The organism is Streptomyces sp. NPDC002564 (assembly GCF_042889645.1).
In the GTDB taxonomy this organism is placed as follows: Bacteria; Actinomycetota; Actinomycetes; order Streptomycetales; family Streptomycetaceae; genus Streptomyces.
Map to the genome: position 1 here is coordinate 655,322 of NZ_JBIARE010000004.1, position 11,808 is coordinate 667,129.

At 74.6% G+C, this 11,808-nt stretch carries 14 protein-coding genes; 6 read left to right on the plus strand and 8 right to left on the minus strand.

The genetic code is table 11. The features are described 5' to 3' along the window. Nucleotides 1–97 precede the first annotated feature (97 nt). Nucleotides 98–1,711, plus strand: a complete 1,614-nt coding sequence (locus ACFYXE_RS18255) for a helicase HerA-like domain-containing protein (RefSeq protein WP_389313476.1) — start codon at nucleotides 98–100, stop codon at nucleotides 1,709–1,711. A 127-nt stretch (nucleotides 1,712–1,838) separates the two neighbouring features. Here the strand turns inward: ACFYXE_RS18255 and ACFYXE_RS18260 are convergent, their stop codons facing one another. From ACFYXE_RS18260 to ACFYXE_RS18270, 3 genes are all read right to left on the minus strand, one after another. Then, nucleotides 1,839–1,991: a hypothetical protein gene (locus ACFYXE_RS18260; RefSeq protein ID WP_389313478.1), complete on the minus strand. Its 153-nt coding sequence runs from the start codon at nucleotides 1,989–1,991 to the stop codon at nucleotides 1,839–1,841. 65 nt (nucleotides 1,992–2,056) lie between these two features. Beyond that, nucleotides 2,057–2,395: a hypothetical protein gene (locus ACFYXE_RS18265; RefSeq protein ID WP_389313480.1), complete on the minus strand. Its 339-nt coding sequence runs from the start codon at nucleotides 2,393–2,395 to the stop codon at nucleotides 2,057–2,059. A 358-nt stretch (nucleotides 2,396–2,753) separates the two neighbouring features. After that, on the minus strand, nucleotides 2,754–3,335 hold the full coding sequence (locus tag ACFYXE_RS18270; RefSeq protein WP_389313483.1) for an HhH-GPD-type base excision DNA repair protein: 582 nt from the start codon (nucleotides 3,333–3,335) through the stop codon (nucleotides 2,754–2,756). A 172-nt stretch (nucleotides 3,336–3,507) separates the two neighbouring features. Between ACFYXE_RS18270 and ACFYXE_RS18275 the strand changes: the two genes are divergently transcribed. Then, nucleotides 3,508–5,109 carry an ABC-F family ATP-binding cassette domain-containing protein gene (locus ACFYXE_RS18275; protein WP_389313485.1) on the plus strand — a complete coding sequence of 534 codons (1,602 nt, stop codon included), beginning with the start codon at nucleotides 3,508–3,510 and terminating at the stop codon, nucleotides 5,107–5,109. Nucleotides 5,110–5,177: 68 nt separating this feature from the next. After that, entirely contained in the window at nucleotides 5,178–5,753 is a 576-nt protein-coding gene (locus ACFYXE_RS18280; RefSeq protein ID WP_389313487.1) for a GNAT family N-acetyltransferase, read from the plus strand. A 76-nt stretch (nucleotides 5,754–5,829) separates the two neighbouring features. Here the strand turns inward: ACFYXE_RS18280 and ACFYXE_RS18285 are convergent, their stop codons facing one another. The 5 genes from ACFYXE_RS18285 to ACFYXE_RS18305 form a co-directional block, all read right to left on the minus strand. Then, nucleotides 5,830–6,600 (minus strand): ankyrin repeat domain-containing protein, encoded by a 771-nt coding sequence (locus ACFYXE_RS18285; protein WP_389313489.1) that lies wholly within the window; start codon nucleotides 6,598–6,600, stop codon nucleotides 5,830–5,832. 89 nt (nucleotides 6,601–6,689) lie between these two features. After that, entirely contained in the window at nucleotides 6,690–7,430 is a 741-nt protein-coding gene (locus ACFYXE_RS18290; protein ID WP_389313491.1) for a hypothetical protein, read from the minus strand. A gap of 92 nt (nucleotides 7,431–7,522) precedes the next feature. Next, nucleotides 7,523–8,974 carry an FG-GAP-like repeat-containing protein gene (locus ACFYXE_RS18295; protein ID WP_389313493.1) on the minus strand — a complete coding sequence of 484 codons (1,452 nt, stop codon included), beginning with the start codon at nucleotides 8,972–8,974 and terminating at the stop codon, nucleotides 7,523–7,525. 363 nt (nucleotides 8,975–9,337) lie between these two features. Beyond that, the gene (locus ACFYXE_RS18300) at nucleotides 9,338–9,811 is read right to left on the minus strand and encodes a hypothetical protein (protein WP_389313495.1); all 474 of its coding nucleotides are present in this window, start codon (nucleotides 9,809–9,811) and stop codon (nucleotides 9,338–9,340) included. A 44-nt stretch (nucleotides 9,812–9,855) separates the two neighbouring features. After that, a complete protein-coding gene (locus ACFYXE_RS18305) occupies nucleotides 9,856–10,212 on the minus strand; it encodes a helix-turn-helix domain-containing protein (RefSeq protein ID WP_361173866.1) in 357 nt (118 codons plus the stop codon). Between the two features lie 523 nt (nucleotides 10,213–10,735). On the opposite strand from ACFYXE_RS18305, the gene ACFYXE_RS18310 reads away from it, so the two are divergent. Genes ACFYXE_RS18310 through ACFYXE_RS18320 form a run of 3 tightly spaced genes read left to right on the plus strand, consistent with a single transcriptional unit; the run spans nucleotide 10,736 to nucleotide 11,684 of the window. Next, a complete protein-coding gene (locus tag ACFYXE_RS18310; RefSeq protein WP_389313497.1) occupies nucleotides 10,736–10,948 on the plus strand; it encodes a hypothetical protein in 213 nt (70 codons plus the stop codon). Continuing rightward, nucleotides 10,945–11,502: a hypothetical protein gene (locus ACFYXE_RS18315; protein WP_361173852.1), complete on the plus strand. Its 558-nt coding sequence runs from the start codon at nucleotides 10,945–10,947 to the stop codon at nucleotides 11,500–11,502. Before ACFYXE_RS18310 ends, ACFYXE_RS18315 begins: the two co-directional genes overlap by 4 nt. Continuing rightward, complete coding sequence (locus ACFYXE_RS18320; protein ID WP_389313499.1) at nucleotides 11,499–11,684, plus strand: helix-turn-helix domain-containing protein; 186 nt, start codon at nucleotides 11,499–11,501, stop codon at nucleotides 11,682–11,684. Before ACFYXE_RS18315 ends, ACFYXE_RS18320 begins: the two co-directional genes overlap by 4 nt. The last annotated feature ends 124 nt before the right edge of the window (nucleotides 11,685–11,808 follow it).

The following is an 11,808-nucleotide window of genomic DNA, read 5'->3' on the forward strand; positions in this document are numbered from 1 at the left end:
GGAGAACCGCCCGAACGAGTCTGTGCCGGTCGCCGGAGTGACGGGTGGAGGCAGTGCTTCCGGAGGGGCTGGTGGGTCTGGTGGGGCTGGCGGGGCAGTGGGGTCCGGGGGCGGCGAGGTCGCCGCGGGGGCCGGTGCCGGTGCCCTGCCCGAGGAGGCCGCGGCGATCGCCGCCGGGTACGCCTTCGACGGGCCCGCCCTCGATCTGGGCGCCCTGCTCTGGGACGGCCGGTGCCTCGCCGACGCGCAGATCCGCATCCCGCTGCCCATGCTCAACCGGCACGGCCTCGTGGCCGGCGCCACCGGCACCGGCAAGACCAAGACCCTGCAGCTCATCGCCGAGCAGCTCGCCGCGCAGGGCGTGCCCGTCTTCCTCGCGGACATCAAGGGGGACGTCTCGGGCATCTCCGCCCCCGGCGAGCCGGGCGCGAAGGTCGCCGAGCGGGCCGCGGACGTGGGGCAGGAGTGGGAGGCGACCGGGTTCCCCAGCGAGTTCTACGCGCTCGGCGGCATCGGCACCGGCATTCCCGTCCGGGCCACGATCACCAGCTTCGGGCCCGTCCTGCTCTCCAAGGTGCTGCAGCTCAACCAGACCCAGGAGCAGTCGCTCGGGCTGATCTTCCACTACGCCGACCAGAAGGGCCTCGAACTCGTCGACCTGAAGGACCTGCGTGCCGTCGTCACCTTCCTGACCTCGGACGAGGGCAAGCCCGAGCTCAAGGGCATCGGCGGGCTCTCGTCCGTGACCGCGGGCGTCATCCTGCGCGCGCTCACCGCCTTCGAGGCGCAGGGCATGGCGGACTTCTTCGGGGAGCCCGAGTTCGACACCAGCGAGTTCCTGCGGTCGGCGCCCGACGGGCGCGGTCTGGTCTCCGTCCTCGAACTCGCCGAGGTGCAGGACAAGCCGCAGCTCTTCTCGACGTTCCTGATGTGGCTCCTCGCCGACCTCTACAACGACCTGCCCGAGGTCGGCGACGTCGAGAAGCCGAAGCTGGTCTTCTTCTTCGACGAGGCCCACCTCCTCTTCAACGGCGCCTCGAAGGCCTTCCTGGAGGCGATCACGCAGACCGTGCGGCTGATCCGCTCGAAGGGGGTCGGCGTGTTCTTCGTGACGCAGACCCCCAAGGACGTGCCCGCGGACGTGCTCGCCCAGCTCGGCAACCGGGTGCAGCACGCGCTGCGCGCCTTCACCCCCGACGACCAGAAGGCGCTCAAGGCGACGGTGCGGACGTTTCCCGATTCGCCGTACGACCTGGAGGAGATCCTCACCGGGATCGGCACGGGCGAGGCCGTGGTCACCGTGCTCAGCGAGAAGGGCGCGCCGACGCCCGTCGCGGCGACGCGGCTGCGGGCGCCGGAGTCGCTCATGGGCCCCGTGGAGGCGGGCGCGCTCCAGCAGGCCGTGCGGGCCTCGCTGCTGTACTCGCGGTACGCGGACGCGGTCGACCGCGAGTCGGCGTACGAGAAGCTGACCGCCCAGGAGGCTCGGACGCAGGCCCGCAAGCAGGCCGAGGTGGCGGCCGCGGAGGCCGAGAAGGAGGCGGAGAAGGCGGCGCGGGCGGAGGCCCGGGCCCGGCCGCGGGGTGACGGGTCCGTGGTGGAGCAGGTGGTGGGGAGCGGGATGTTCAAGTCCCTGCTGCGGTCCATGGGGACGCAGATCGGGCGGGAGATCTCGCGGTCGGTGTTCGGGACGGCTCGGCGCCGCCGGTAGGGCGGGGGCCCTCCCTGGGCGCGGGGCCTTGGGCGGGTTGTCGCCTGCGCGGCGGGCGTCGAGCTGTCCTCGTCGGCTGTCGGCTGTCGGTTGTCGGCTGCGGCCTGTCGCCTGTCGGCTGTCGGGGTCAGGCGTCCTTGGGGTGAGTGTGGGGGCCCGTGTTGTGGTCTTCCTCGGGGGTGGGGGGTGTGGTTTCCGGGGGTGCGGGGTCCAGGGGGGCCGTGCGGGCCGCTTCGGCGCGGAGGAGGGCCTGGAGGGCCGCGTGGGGGTCGATGGGCATGGGGGTGTCCTTCGTCTGCGCTTGTTCGTGCCGGTTGCTGGGGGAGGCGGCGTGGTGCCTTCCCGTCAGCAGCGCAGGACCACCGAGCGGGGGGTCGGGACGTGCGGGTGGAGCGGGGTGCGGTGCGGGGGCGCGGGGGGCGTGGCGTCGTGCGGTGGTGCGGGGACGCGGGGGCGCGCGGAGGGCAGGCGGGTGGCGTGCCGGGTGGGGAGGCGCAGGGCCGTGTCCGGGGCGTCCTGCGAGGCCTCGTTGCCGGTCTCCGTGGAGAGGGCGGCGGGGGGTGGGGGTGCCGCGTGGGCGGTGGGGGCCGGGGCGAGGGCGGCCAGGAGGAGGATCAGGAGGGTGAGCAGCGCCGCCCGGGGCCGCGGGGGGCGGCGGTGGGGGTGGGGCGGGGGCGTGCTCATGGAGGGCATGTCCCCGGGTGGGGGGTGTGTTGATCGTGGTGGGGCCGGATAGGCCCCTCATGGGCTAGACGGAATCTGGCCCCTGGGCCTTTTGCGCCCGGGGGTTCGCCCCGGGTCCCGTCGGGGGGCGGGGCCGCGGGGGTATGTGCGTACTCGCTATCCCTGCGCCCCGCTGCACGAACAAAGACGGCATTGTGGGCTCGGTGCTCCGTGCGCACATACCCCCGCGTCCCCTCGCGTCTCGCTCGCGGGTGCGGGCCGGTGGGGCCCGTACGTCGCCTTTGGTGGGTTTGCGGGTGCGGGGCGGTCCGTGAGTTCCCTCGCGTCTCGCGTGCAGGTGCGGGGCGTCGTGTGGGGGCTACTTCGCGGCTTTTGCTGCTGCCTTCAGTTGTTGTTTGTGGGTGCGGACCTTTTGGAGGGACTCCGGGTCCGTGATGTCCGCGACGGAGCGGTACGCCTTGGGGGCGCCGTAGTCGCCCGCCGCCTCGCGCCAGCCCTTGGGGCGGACGCCCAGCTGCTTGCCGAGGAGGGCCAGGAAGATCTGGGCCTTCTGCTTCCCGAAGCCGGGCAGGTCGTTCAGGCGCTTCAGGAGTTCGTCGCCGGTGGACACGTCCCGCCAGAGGCCTGCCGCGTCGCCGTCGTAGTGGTCCACCAGGTACTGGCACATCTGCTGGATCCGCTTGGCCATCGAGCCCGGATAGCGGTGCACCGCCGGCTTCGTGGAGAGGAGCGCGGCGAAGGCCTCGGGGTCGTACGACGCGATCTCGTGGGCGTCGAGGTCGTCCGCGCCGAGCCGCGTGGCGATCGTGTGCGGGCCCGCGAACGCCCACTCCATGGGGACCTGCTGGTCCAGGAGCATGCCGGTCAGCGCGGCCAGCGGGCTGCGGCCGAGGAGCTCGTCGGCCGCGGGCTCCTGGGCGAGGTGAAGGGTGACGTCCATGGCTCGATGATCCCCCGGCGCCGGGTGCGTCGCAGGGCGGGCGGAAACGGCGTGGCGGGGGGACGGGCGGGGGCGTTAGCCTCGGAGGCATGTCTACGCCCCGCATTTCCTAGCCAGGACACACGCCTTCACGTCACCCGTGTGTCCATTCGCTATTGCGGAGCGTTACCTCATGATCACCGTACGAGGCGCCGACGTGCGCGTCGGTGCCCGCCTGCTGCTGTCCGACGTCTCCTTCCATGTCGCCCCCGGCGACCGCGTCGGCCTGGTCGGGCGCAACGGCGCCGGCAAGACCACCCTGATGAAGATCCTCGCCGGACAGGCCGGCCCGGCCGACGGCACCGTGGCCCGGACCGGCTCCGTCGGCCACCTCGCGCAGGACCCGGGCGCCGCCGACCCCGCCCGTTCCGTCGCCGAGCGCATCCTGTCGGCCCGCGGCCTGGACGAGGCGGTCGCGGCGCTGCGGACCGCCGAGGCCGCCATGGCGCGGGCGGCGGATCCGGCCGCGCAGGAGCGGGCGATGGCCGCCTACGCGCGGGCGGACGACCGTTTCCAGGCGCGCGGCGGATACGCCGCGGAGGCCGAGGCCGCCCGGGTCGCGGCCGGGCTCGGGCTGCCCGAGCGGGCCCTGCACCGGCCCGTCGGCGACCTCTCGGGCGGTCAGCGCCGCCGCGTCGAGCTCGCCCGGATCCTCTTCTCGCGGCACGACACGCTGCTGCTCGACGAGCCGACCAACCACCTCGACGCCGACTCGGTGGCGTGGCTGCGCGGCTTCCTCGGCTCCTATCCGGGCGGGCTCGTCCTCATCAGCCACGACACGGGGCTGCTCGCCGACACCGTCAACCGCGTCCTGCACCTCGACGCGCGCCGCGCGGCCGTCGACGTGCACAACACCGGATGGCACGCCTACCTCGCGCAGCGCGCGGCGGACGACCGGCGGCGCACCCGCGAGCGCGCCAACGCCGAACGCAAGGCGGCCTCGCTGCGCGCCCAGGCCGACCGGATGCGCTCCCACGTCGCGACCGCCACCGCCGCCAAGAACATGGACCGGCGTGCCGGGCGGCTGCTCGCCGGGACGGAGCCGGTGCGGCGCGGCGAGAAGGTCGCGCGCATCCGGCTGCCGGAGCCCGCGCCGTGCGGCCGGATGCCGCTCGGCGCGGTCGCGCTGACCAAGTCGTACGGGTCCCGCCGCGTACTCGACGGTGTCGACCTGGCCGTCGACCGGGGCGCCCGGCTGGTCGTCCTCGGGCTCAACGGCGCGGGCAAGACGACGCTGCTGCGGCTGCTCGCCGGGCGGGAACTCCCGGACGCGGGACGGGTCGTCGCCGGGGCCGGGCTGCGGCTCGGCTACTTCGCGCAGGAGCACGACACCCTGGACGGCGCGCGGACGGTCCGGGAGAACCTCGCGGGCGCGGCCCCGCACCTGACGGACGGTGAGGTGCGGGGCGTGCTCGGCTCGTTCCTGTTCGGCGGGGACGACGCGGACAAGCCCGCCGGTGTGCTGTCCGGGGGCGAGAAGACCCGGCTCGCGCTGGCGGGGCTCGTCCACTCGGGCGCGAACGTGCTGCTCCTCGACGAGCCGACCAACAACCTCGACCCGGCGTCCCGGGACGAGGTGCTGGGCGCGGTGGGCACGTATCCCGGGGCGATCGTCCTGGTCACGCACGACGAGGGGGCGGTCGACGCGCTGCGGCCCGACCGGGTGCTGCTGCTCCCCGATGCCACGGAGGATCTCTGGAGCCCCGCCTACCGGGACCTGGCCGCGCTGTCCTGACACCGGCCACGGCCGGGGGGAAAGGGAAACACCGCCCCCGGCCTCCGTGGCTGTGATTCGATGCTGCGATGAGACGAGACCGTGTCGCCGACGCCGCCGAGGGTCACCCCGTGCTCCGCGTGCGGGAACGTTCCGGCGTACGTGACCTGGAGGCCTGCGTCGGCGTGCTCGCCGTCGTGCATAAGGCCGACGGATACCCCGTCAACTGGCCCGACCAGCCCGCCGCCTGGCTGGAAGGTGCCGCCGTGCTCGGCGCCTGGGTGGCCGAGCTCGACGGGCGGATCGTCGGGCACGTGGGCCTGGCCCGGCCCGGTGCGGGGGACGAGGCGCCCGGGCTGTGGGGCGAGCGGGCCGGCGCGGACCGGGACGGCGCCGCGGTCGTGAGCCGGCTGTTCGTCGCGCCGGACGCCCGCGGCCACGGCATCGGCGCCCTGCTGATGCGGCGCGCCGGACGGGAGGCACAGGAGCGCGGGCTGCACCCCGTCCTCGACGTGGTGTCCTCCGACGCCGCCGCGGCCGCCCTGTACGAACGCATGGGCTGGCACCTGATGGCCGTCGTCGAGCAGGAGTGGCAGCCCGGTCAGCGGGTCGCCCTGCGCTGCTACGCGGGCCCGGCGGACCCCGCCGACGACCCGTCCGGCTGATCCGGCACCAGGCCCTCCGCGGCCGTCTGCTGCCGGTCGACCTCGGCACGGTGGTCGTGCGGGCACGGGCCCGGCCTCAGGGGAGTTGCGCCCGCGTCCTCGCACCCCGCTCGCGCAGCCACTCCGCGACCTCGTCGGCGCCCGACGCCACGGCGATGTCCAGCGGTGTCATGTCGTCGTACCCGACCCAGTCCAGCTCGGCGCCCCGCGCCAGCAGATAGCGCGCGGCCGCGGTCTGCCCGCCGTGGCAGGCGCCCCAGAAGGCGCTGGTGATGTCGTCGGCGGCGGGCCATCTGCCGTCCCGCTCGTCCGCCGCGTCCGCGTCCTGCCCGTCGCCCTCGACCAGGGCGACGACCCGGTCCAGGAGGCCGAGCGTCGCCGCGTCCTGCAGCGTCGTGCGCGCCCCGTGCTCCAGAAGCCGCCGCGCCGCCCGCCACTGGCCGAAACCGCGCGCGTCGGCCAGCGGGGTGCCGCCCGCGATGACGGCGCCGGTCGCCTCGATGTCCGCACCGGCGGCGACGAGCGCGTCGAGCGCGGCCACGTCGTCGTTGCTCGCCGCCCAGTGCAGCGGCGTCTCGCCGTGCACGCCGACGAAGCGGGCGTCGGGGTCGGCGCCGGCCGCGACCAGCGCGGCGATGACCTCGGGCCCGGCGGGCAGGTGCCCCGGCCAGTCCGTCGCGACGTGCAGCAGGCTGCGCGTGCCCGCGGCCTCGCCGGTCCGCCGGATGCCGGTGCCGGCCAGGCCGGGATGCGCGGCGAGCAGCTCGCGCAGCGCGGGTACGTCACCGGAGCGGATCGCTCCGGTCACCGCGACCGCCAGGGGATCCCCCGCGTCGAGAACAGTCATGCTCCCCGGCCTCCTCGATGCGCAGCGGATCCCGCCCGGACCCGCCGTCCGGTGTCCGGTTCCCGATCCGCTGTCCTGGCCGAATTCTGTCAGTGGTCGCCGACAACGGGGGGCGCTTCGCGCAGAGAAGGACAGGTGCGGTCCGAAGAGGACCGGGCGCGGGGCAGGACGACGGCGAGCAGCAGCGCCACGGCCACCGCGATCAGGTGCTCGCGGCCCGCCAGATCGGCCGGGCCGAACGACCCGGCCACCGTCGGCACGACCGCCGCCAGGAAGAGCACGGGCGCCCGTACCGCCGCCGCCGTGAAGGCGTAGAGCCCGACGACGGCGGCGGAGGCCCCGGTGTCCACCGCGTGCGCGGCATCGGCGGGCAGCCCGAACAGGTCCGGCCCGAGGGTGATCATCACGCGCGCCCCGAGGGTCCCGGCGAGCGTGGCCGCGTACGCCACCACGAGCGTGCGGACCGGACCGAAGAGCAGCTGCGCGAGCGCGAACGCGAGCATCAGCCGGGGCAGACCGCCCCAGGCGGGCAGGTCGACCGCGGGCACGAAGAGCGAGACGGGCGTGCGCAGCAGGGTCAGCGGGACGGGCTGGTCGGCCCGCACCTCGCTGATCGCCCGGACCACCCCCGCCCCGGCGTCCGTCTGCTGGAACGCGTGCAGGCCGACCACCGCCACGGCGGCGAGGAAGGCCAGTGAGATCCCCAGCGGCCCGCGCTCGCGCAGCCTCCGCCAGGGCACGGCCACGACGCCCCGCCACTCGTGCAGCAGGGCGTCCCGGACGCGACGGGCCAGGCGGGACACCAGGGATTCCCGTGACACCTGCGGCACCAGTCGTCCATCCTCTTCTCGTTCACCCGAACGGGCGAATGGGGAGGATACGTGACAGCCGGGGGCGATGTCGGGCCGAGCGCCCCGGAGGCCTAGCCCGCCAGGCCGTCACCGAAGTAGGACGCGCCCGCCGGGCCGCCGACGCCGGTGCCGCTCAGCGACTTCGCGCCGCTCGCCGTGACGCCGGACGCGGTCGACTTGAACAGCCAGACCGCGCCGTCCCCGTCGTTCTCGCCGTACGCCCCGGCCACCAGCTCGGCGCGGCCGTTGCCGTCGGCGTCCGCGAGGCGGACCGCCCCGCCGAAGAAGTCCGACGTCTCGGCCGTGCCGGGCACGCCCGCGGTGCTCTGCGAGAAGGCCTTGGCGCCGGTGCCGGTCAGGCCGCCCGCCGCGCCGCGCAGCACCACGACCGAGCCCGCCTTCTTCGCCGCGCCCAGCGACTCGGCGGCCGCGCCGACCGCGATGTCGGCGAAGCCGTCGCCGTTGGTGTCGCCCGCGGCCAGGCTCCAGCCGAAGGAGTCGCCCTTCTCCGCGGCGCCGGGCACGCCCGCGGTGTCCTGGGTGATGCGGACCGGGGTGCGGGTGCTCAGGCCGTTCGCGGCGCCGTAGGTGACGGTGACCGCGCCGCCGGGGCCGCCGTTCGGCTCGTCGGCCGACTTCTCCGTGAAGTTGCCGGTGACGATGTCGCCGTAGCCGTCCCTGTTCACGTCGGCGATCGTCGCCGCGTAGCCGCCCGCGACCTTTCCGGCGGGCTTGGGCGTCGTGCCGCCCCGGTAGAGGACGCTGCGGGTGCGGTAGCCGTCGCCGTGCTCCTCCTGTCCCATGATCAGCAGGTCGGTGGCCGCGTCGCCGTCGACGTCGCCCGTGACGATCCGGTCGGTGTTGATGCCGGTCTGGTCGTACGTGTCGATGCCGGTGCGCCCCGCGGCCTTGCCGGTGCGGGAGACCGGGCCCTTGAAGATGTTCAGCTCGGGGGAGGCGAGGTTCGCCGCGGCGAGGTCGGTCCTGCCGTCGCCGTCGAAGTCACCGGCGGCCACGGACCAGCCCAGTTCGTTGCGGCCGGGCAGCGGCGAGCTGATGTCGGTGCCCTTCTTGAGGCCGCCCGCGCCGCCCCACACCACGGTGAGCGCGCCGGACTCGTCGCTGGACCCGATGCGCTCGCCGTGCACGCCGACGATCAGGTCGGTGTAGCCGTCGTCGTCGAGGTCGCCGGTGGTGATCCGGTCCCCGAAGTAGTCGCCGGTCTCGGGGGTGCCGGGTATGCCGGTGGTGGCCTGGCTGAGCACGGTGCGCCGTGCGGGGTCGAGGCCGCCCGCGGTGCCGTAGACGACGGCGACGTATCCGGCGCCGGACTTGCCCGCGACCTTGGCGATGGGCGCGGAGATCGCGAGGTCCCCGTAGCCGTCGCCGTTGAAGTCGGCGCGCACCTCCTCCGTGCTCGGGGTCGGCGCGGCACCGGCGGGTGCCGACGCGGCGGCGAGCAGCGATCCGGTCAGGGCGGCGGTGGCGGCGCCGGCCAGGACCGTACGGAACTTCTTGGGCATGGAGGTTCTCCTGCGGCATGCGGGAGACCCGCAGCGCGGGCGTCCCGTGTCGAAAGGGGTGCCGCGCGCCGCCCCTGCCCCGCTCACCGCTGAGCCGGGCCTCGGACACGACGCTTCGGCGCACAGAAGACCCGCGATGGGGCGGGAGGGTTGTACGGGTGGGGAGGTGGGTGTGGTGCAGGTGGGGCGGGGGGTGTGGTGCGGGTGGGGCGTGAGGGCTATGGGCGTACGGGTGTGGAGACGCGCAGGTCCGGAGGCGTACGGGTCCGGAGGTGTTCGGGTTCGGAGGCGTACGGGTCCGCAGGCGTACGGGTTCGGAGGCGTACGGGTGTGGCGCGTGCGAGCCGCGCCCGGGCCGTGTGTCTATTCCTCGTGCCCCCGGCGGCGGGGCGGTTCCTCCCGGCGCCTGCGCGGCCGGTGCGACATCAGGTCCCGGGTGCCGCGGACCTCGTCCGTGCCGACGATCGGCAGCGGGTGCGCGCCCCGCGGCGGCGGGACGGCGGGGAACTGGAAGAGCCTGCCGGGCGGCTGGTCCACCTCGGTGTGGCCGGCCGGTGCCGTGGGCTCGCTGTCCGGCGCGCGGGCGTGCTCGGCGGCGCGCGCGTGTTCGTCCCAGCCCTCGCGGAACCAGCGCAGCTGGGTCTGCTGCGCCTCCTCCTCCGTGAGGATGCGGACGCCGTCGATCCCGGCCTGCCGGATCTTCGAACCGAGTTCGATCAGCAACCCGCCGACCAGGAGGGCCAGTTCGTCCGGGGTGTTCGTCTCCCCCTCGGCGTCCCGGTGGCCCGCACCGCGACGCGCGCCCGTGGACGGTCCCTCCGGTTCGTCACTCGGCATACTCGCACTCCCTCTGTGCCCCCGGGCTGCGTAACGCCCCCGTGCTATTCGACCTGCGGCAGGAAGGCCCTCGTGACTCTCACGAAGACCGCCTGGAGTTCTGGAGGCACGCCCATTCTCCGGGCCGCCTCCTCGGGGCTGAGCAGCCGGGGGGCGTCGGTGTCGTCGCCGCGGGCGACCGCGATCGGGAGATCGTCCTCGGACAGCCGTCCGGAGCGGATCAGCATGTCCCGCAACGGGACCCCGAGCACCGCCGCGAGCCGGCGCATCGTCTCCAGGTCCGGCATGCTCTGGCGCTGGATCAGGCGGCTGACGGCGGCCCGGTGGACGCCCGCGTCGTCCGCGAGCTTGGACTTGCCGCCGCCGCGCGGGCTGTCGATGTCGTAGCCGCGCTCGCGCATCACGCCCTCGATCCACGCCGCGAACCCGTCGAGTTCGCCCGCGCGGCTCTGGCCCCCCTCGCGTCCCTCCCGGCTCTGCGAATGGCCGGTTTCGGGTCGGTACCCCTGGTCGATGCGGGCACTGGCCCGCGAGCTGGACGCCATGTCGTGGCTCTCCCCTCGTCGCAGGGTTGAGCGTACCGATCGCGCGCGCACCAAAATGTGCGCGCGCTCGCATCGCGTTGTGAAGATCCCGTACGGGCGCGCACGCGTGCCCGCCGACCGGTGTCACGGCACCGGCGTTTTCCGGCCACCTCGTCCTCCTCCTTCGGCTCTCCCGTCGCACGTTTTTAGTTGCGCATGCGCACGCACCGTGCCACTCTGATCACGCATCCAGACCTTCGAACTTATGTTCGCATACCCGGGGGAGGGGCCGAACATGCCCAACCGGACGACTGTCCCCGCACTTGCTCTGAACAGCCCGTTCTCTCAGGCGTCGGAGCCCGGGAACGAGGCTCTCGACTGGCGCAGGAACGCCGCCTGCGTGGACCTTCCGCAGCAGTACGTCTTCACCCGCGTCCCCGCCGAGGCGGCGCCGGTATTGCGCGCTTGCAATCAGTGCCCGATCCGGCGCGAATGCGAGGCCATCGTCGACCCGTCCCACACGTGGTTCGACGGCGTCAGCGGCGGACGGCTGTGGCGCAACGGCCGCGAGGTCAAGGCCCGCAAGGCGGCCGCCGCCCGGGGCCGGCGATGAGCGCCCCGGCCGGGAAGGCCGCGCCGGACACGGCGGCGGTGCTCGACAAGGCCGCCCTCTGGATCGCGTCCCTGGGACGCCGGTACCCCCTCCTGCTCGAGGAGCTGGCGCCCGGCACGGGACGCGTCCTGCGCGAGGTGCGGGGCGGCGGACCCGGCGGATCGGGCGTCGCGCCGGTCCGCCTGTACGTCTCGGACGCCCTGCGCGACATCACCGACGGCGTCATCGAACTGGAGGAGGCCGTCCGGGACCGGCTCGGTCTGCGCCGCATCGCCGCCGCACCCCTCCCGGTGCGCCTGCGCCGCCTCGCCGGCCTGCTCGACCAGGTCGCCGCGCTGCCCGACCTCGCCGTCCACGTCGAGGACGAGACCCGCCGGATGGCGGGCCGCTGCGCCCGCGCCCTGGGCGACCCCGAGCAACTGGTGCGCCTGCCGGGACGCTGCCCCGCCTGCGCGTCGGTGTCGCTGCGGGCGTTTCCCGAACGCGGGGTCGCGATGTGCGTGAACCCCGTGTGCCGGCACGAACTGGAGCAGGAAGGCGAGGAGACGCCGTGAACGCACCGCTGATCTCGGGCGACCTGGCCGCCACCGAGGCCGATGTCTCGCCCGCCACCATCCGCAAGTGGGTCCAGCTCGGCCACCTGAAGGCCGCCGGGCGCCAGGGGCGGCGAGCGATGTACCGCCTGGAGGACGTGTTCGCCGCCGAGCGTTCGGTCCGCCTGGGGCACGCGACGTAGCCGGTCCGCCGTGGCCGGTCCGACGTGGCCGTATCGGCGTACGAACGCCGTTGCCCACGAAGAGACATGGGGCCCCGCACCACCGTGAAGGTGGTGCGGGGCCCTTGCGTCGTGTCCCCGACCC

Coding starts and splice junctions, on each gene's coding strand:
- ACFYXE_RS18275 (WP_389313485.1), top strand. CDS start 3,508: ATGATCACCGTACGAGGCGCCGACGTGCGCGTCGGTGCCCGCCTGCTG.
- ACFYXE_RS18260 (WP_389313478.1), bottom strand. CDS start 1,991: ATGCCCATCGACCCCCACGCGGCCCTCCAGGCCCTCCTCCGCGCCGAA.
- ACFYXE_RS18300 (WP_389313495.1), bottom strand. CDS start 9,811: ATGCCGAGTGACGAACCGGAGGGACCGTCCACGGGCGCGCGTCGCGGT.
- ACFYXE_RS18280 (WP_389313487.1), top strand. CDS start 5,178: ATGAGACGAGACCGTGTCGCCGACGCCGCCGAGGGTCACCCCGTGCTC.
- ACFYXE_RS18285 (WP_389313489.1), bottom strand. CDS start 6,600: ATGACTGTTCTCGACGCGGGGGATCCCCTGGCGGTCGCGGTGACCGGA.
- ACFYXE_RS18295 (WP_389313493.1), bottom strand. CDS start 8,974: ATGCCCAAGAAGTTCCGTACGGTCCTGGCCGGCGCCGCCACCGCCGCC.
- ACFYXE_RS18315 (WP_361173852.1), top strand. CDS start 10,945: ATGAGCGCCCCGGCCGGGAAGGCCGCGCCGGACACGGCGGCGGTGCTC.
- ACFYXE_RS18265 (WP_389313480.1), bottom strand. CDS start 2,395: ATGAGCACGCCCCCGCCCCACCCCCACCGCCGCCCCCCGCGGCCCCGG.
- ACFYXE_RS18305 (WP_361173866.1), bottom strand. CDS start 10,212: ATGCGCGAGCGCGGCTACGACATCGACAGCCCGCGCGGCGGCGGCAAG.
- ACFYXE_RS18270 (WP_389313483.1), bottom strand. CDS start 3,335: ATGGACGTCACCCTTCACCTCGCCCAGGAGCCCGCGGCCGACGAGCTC.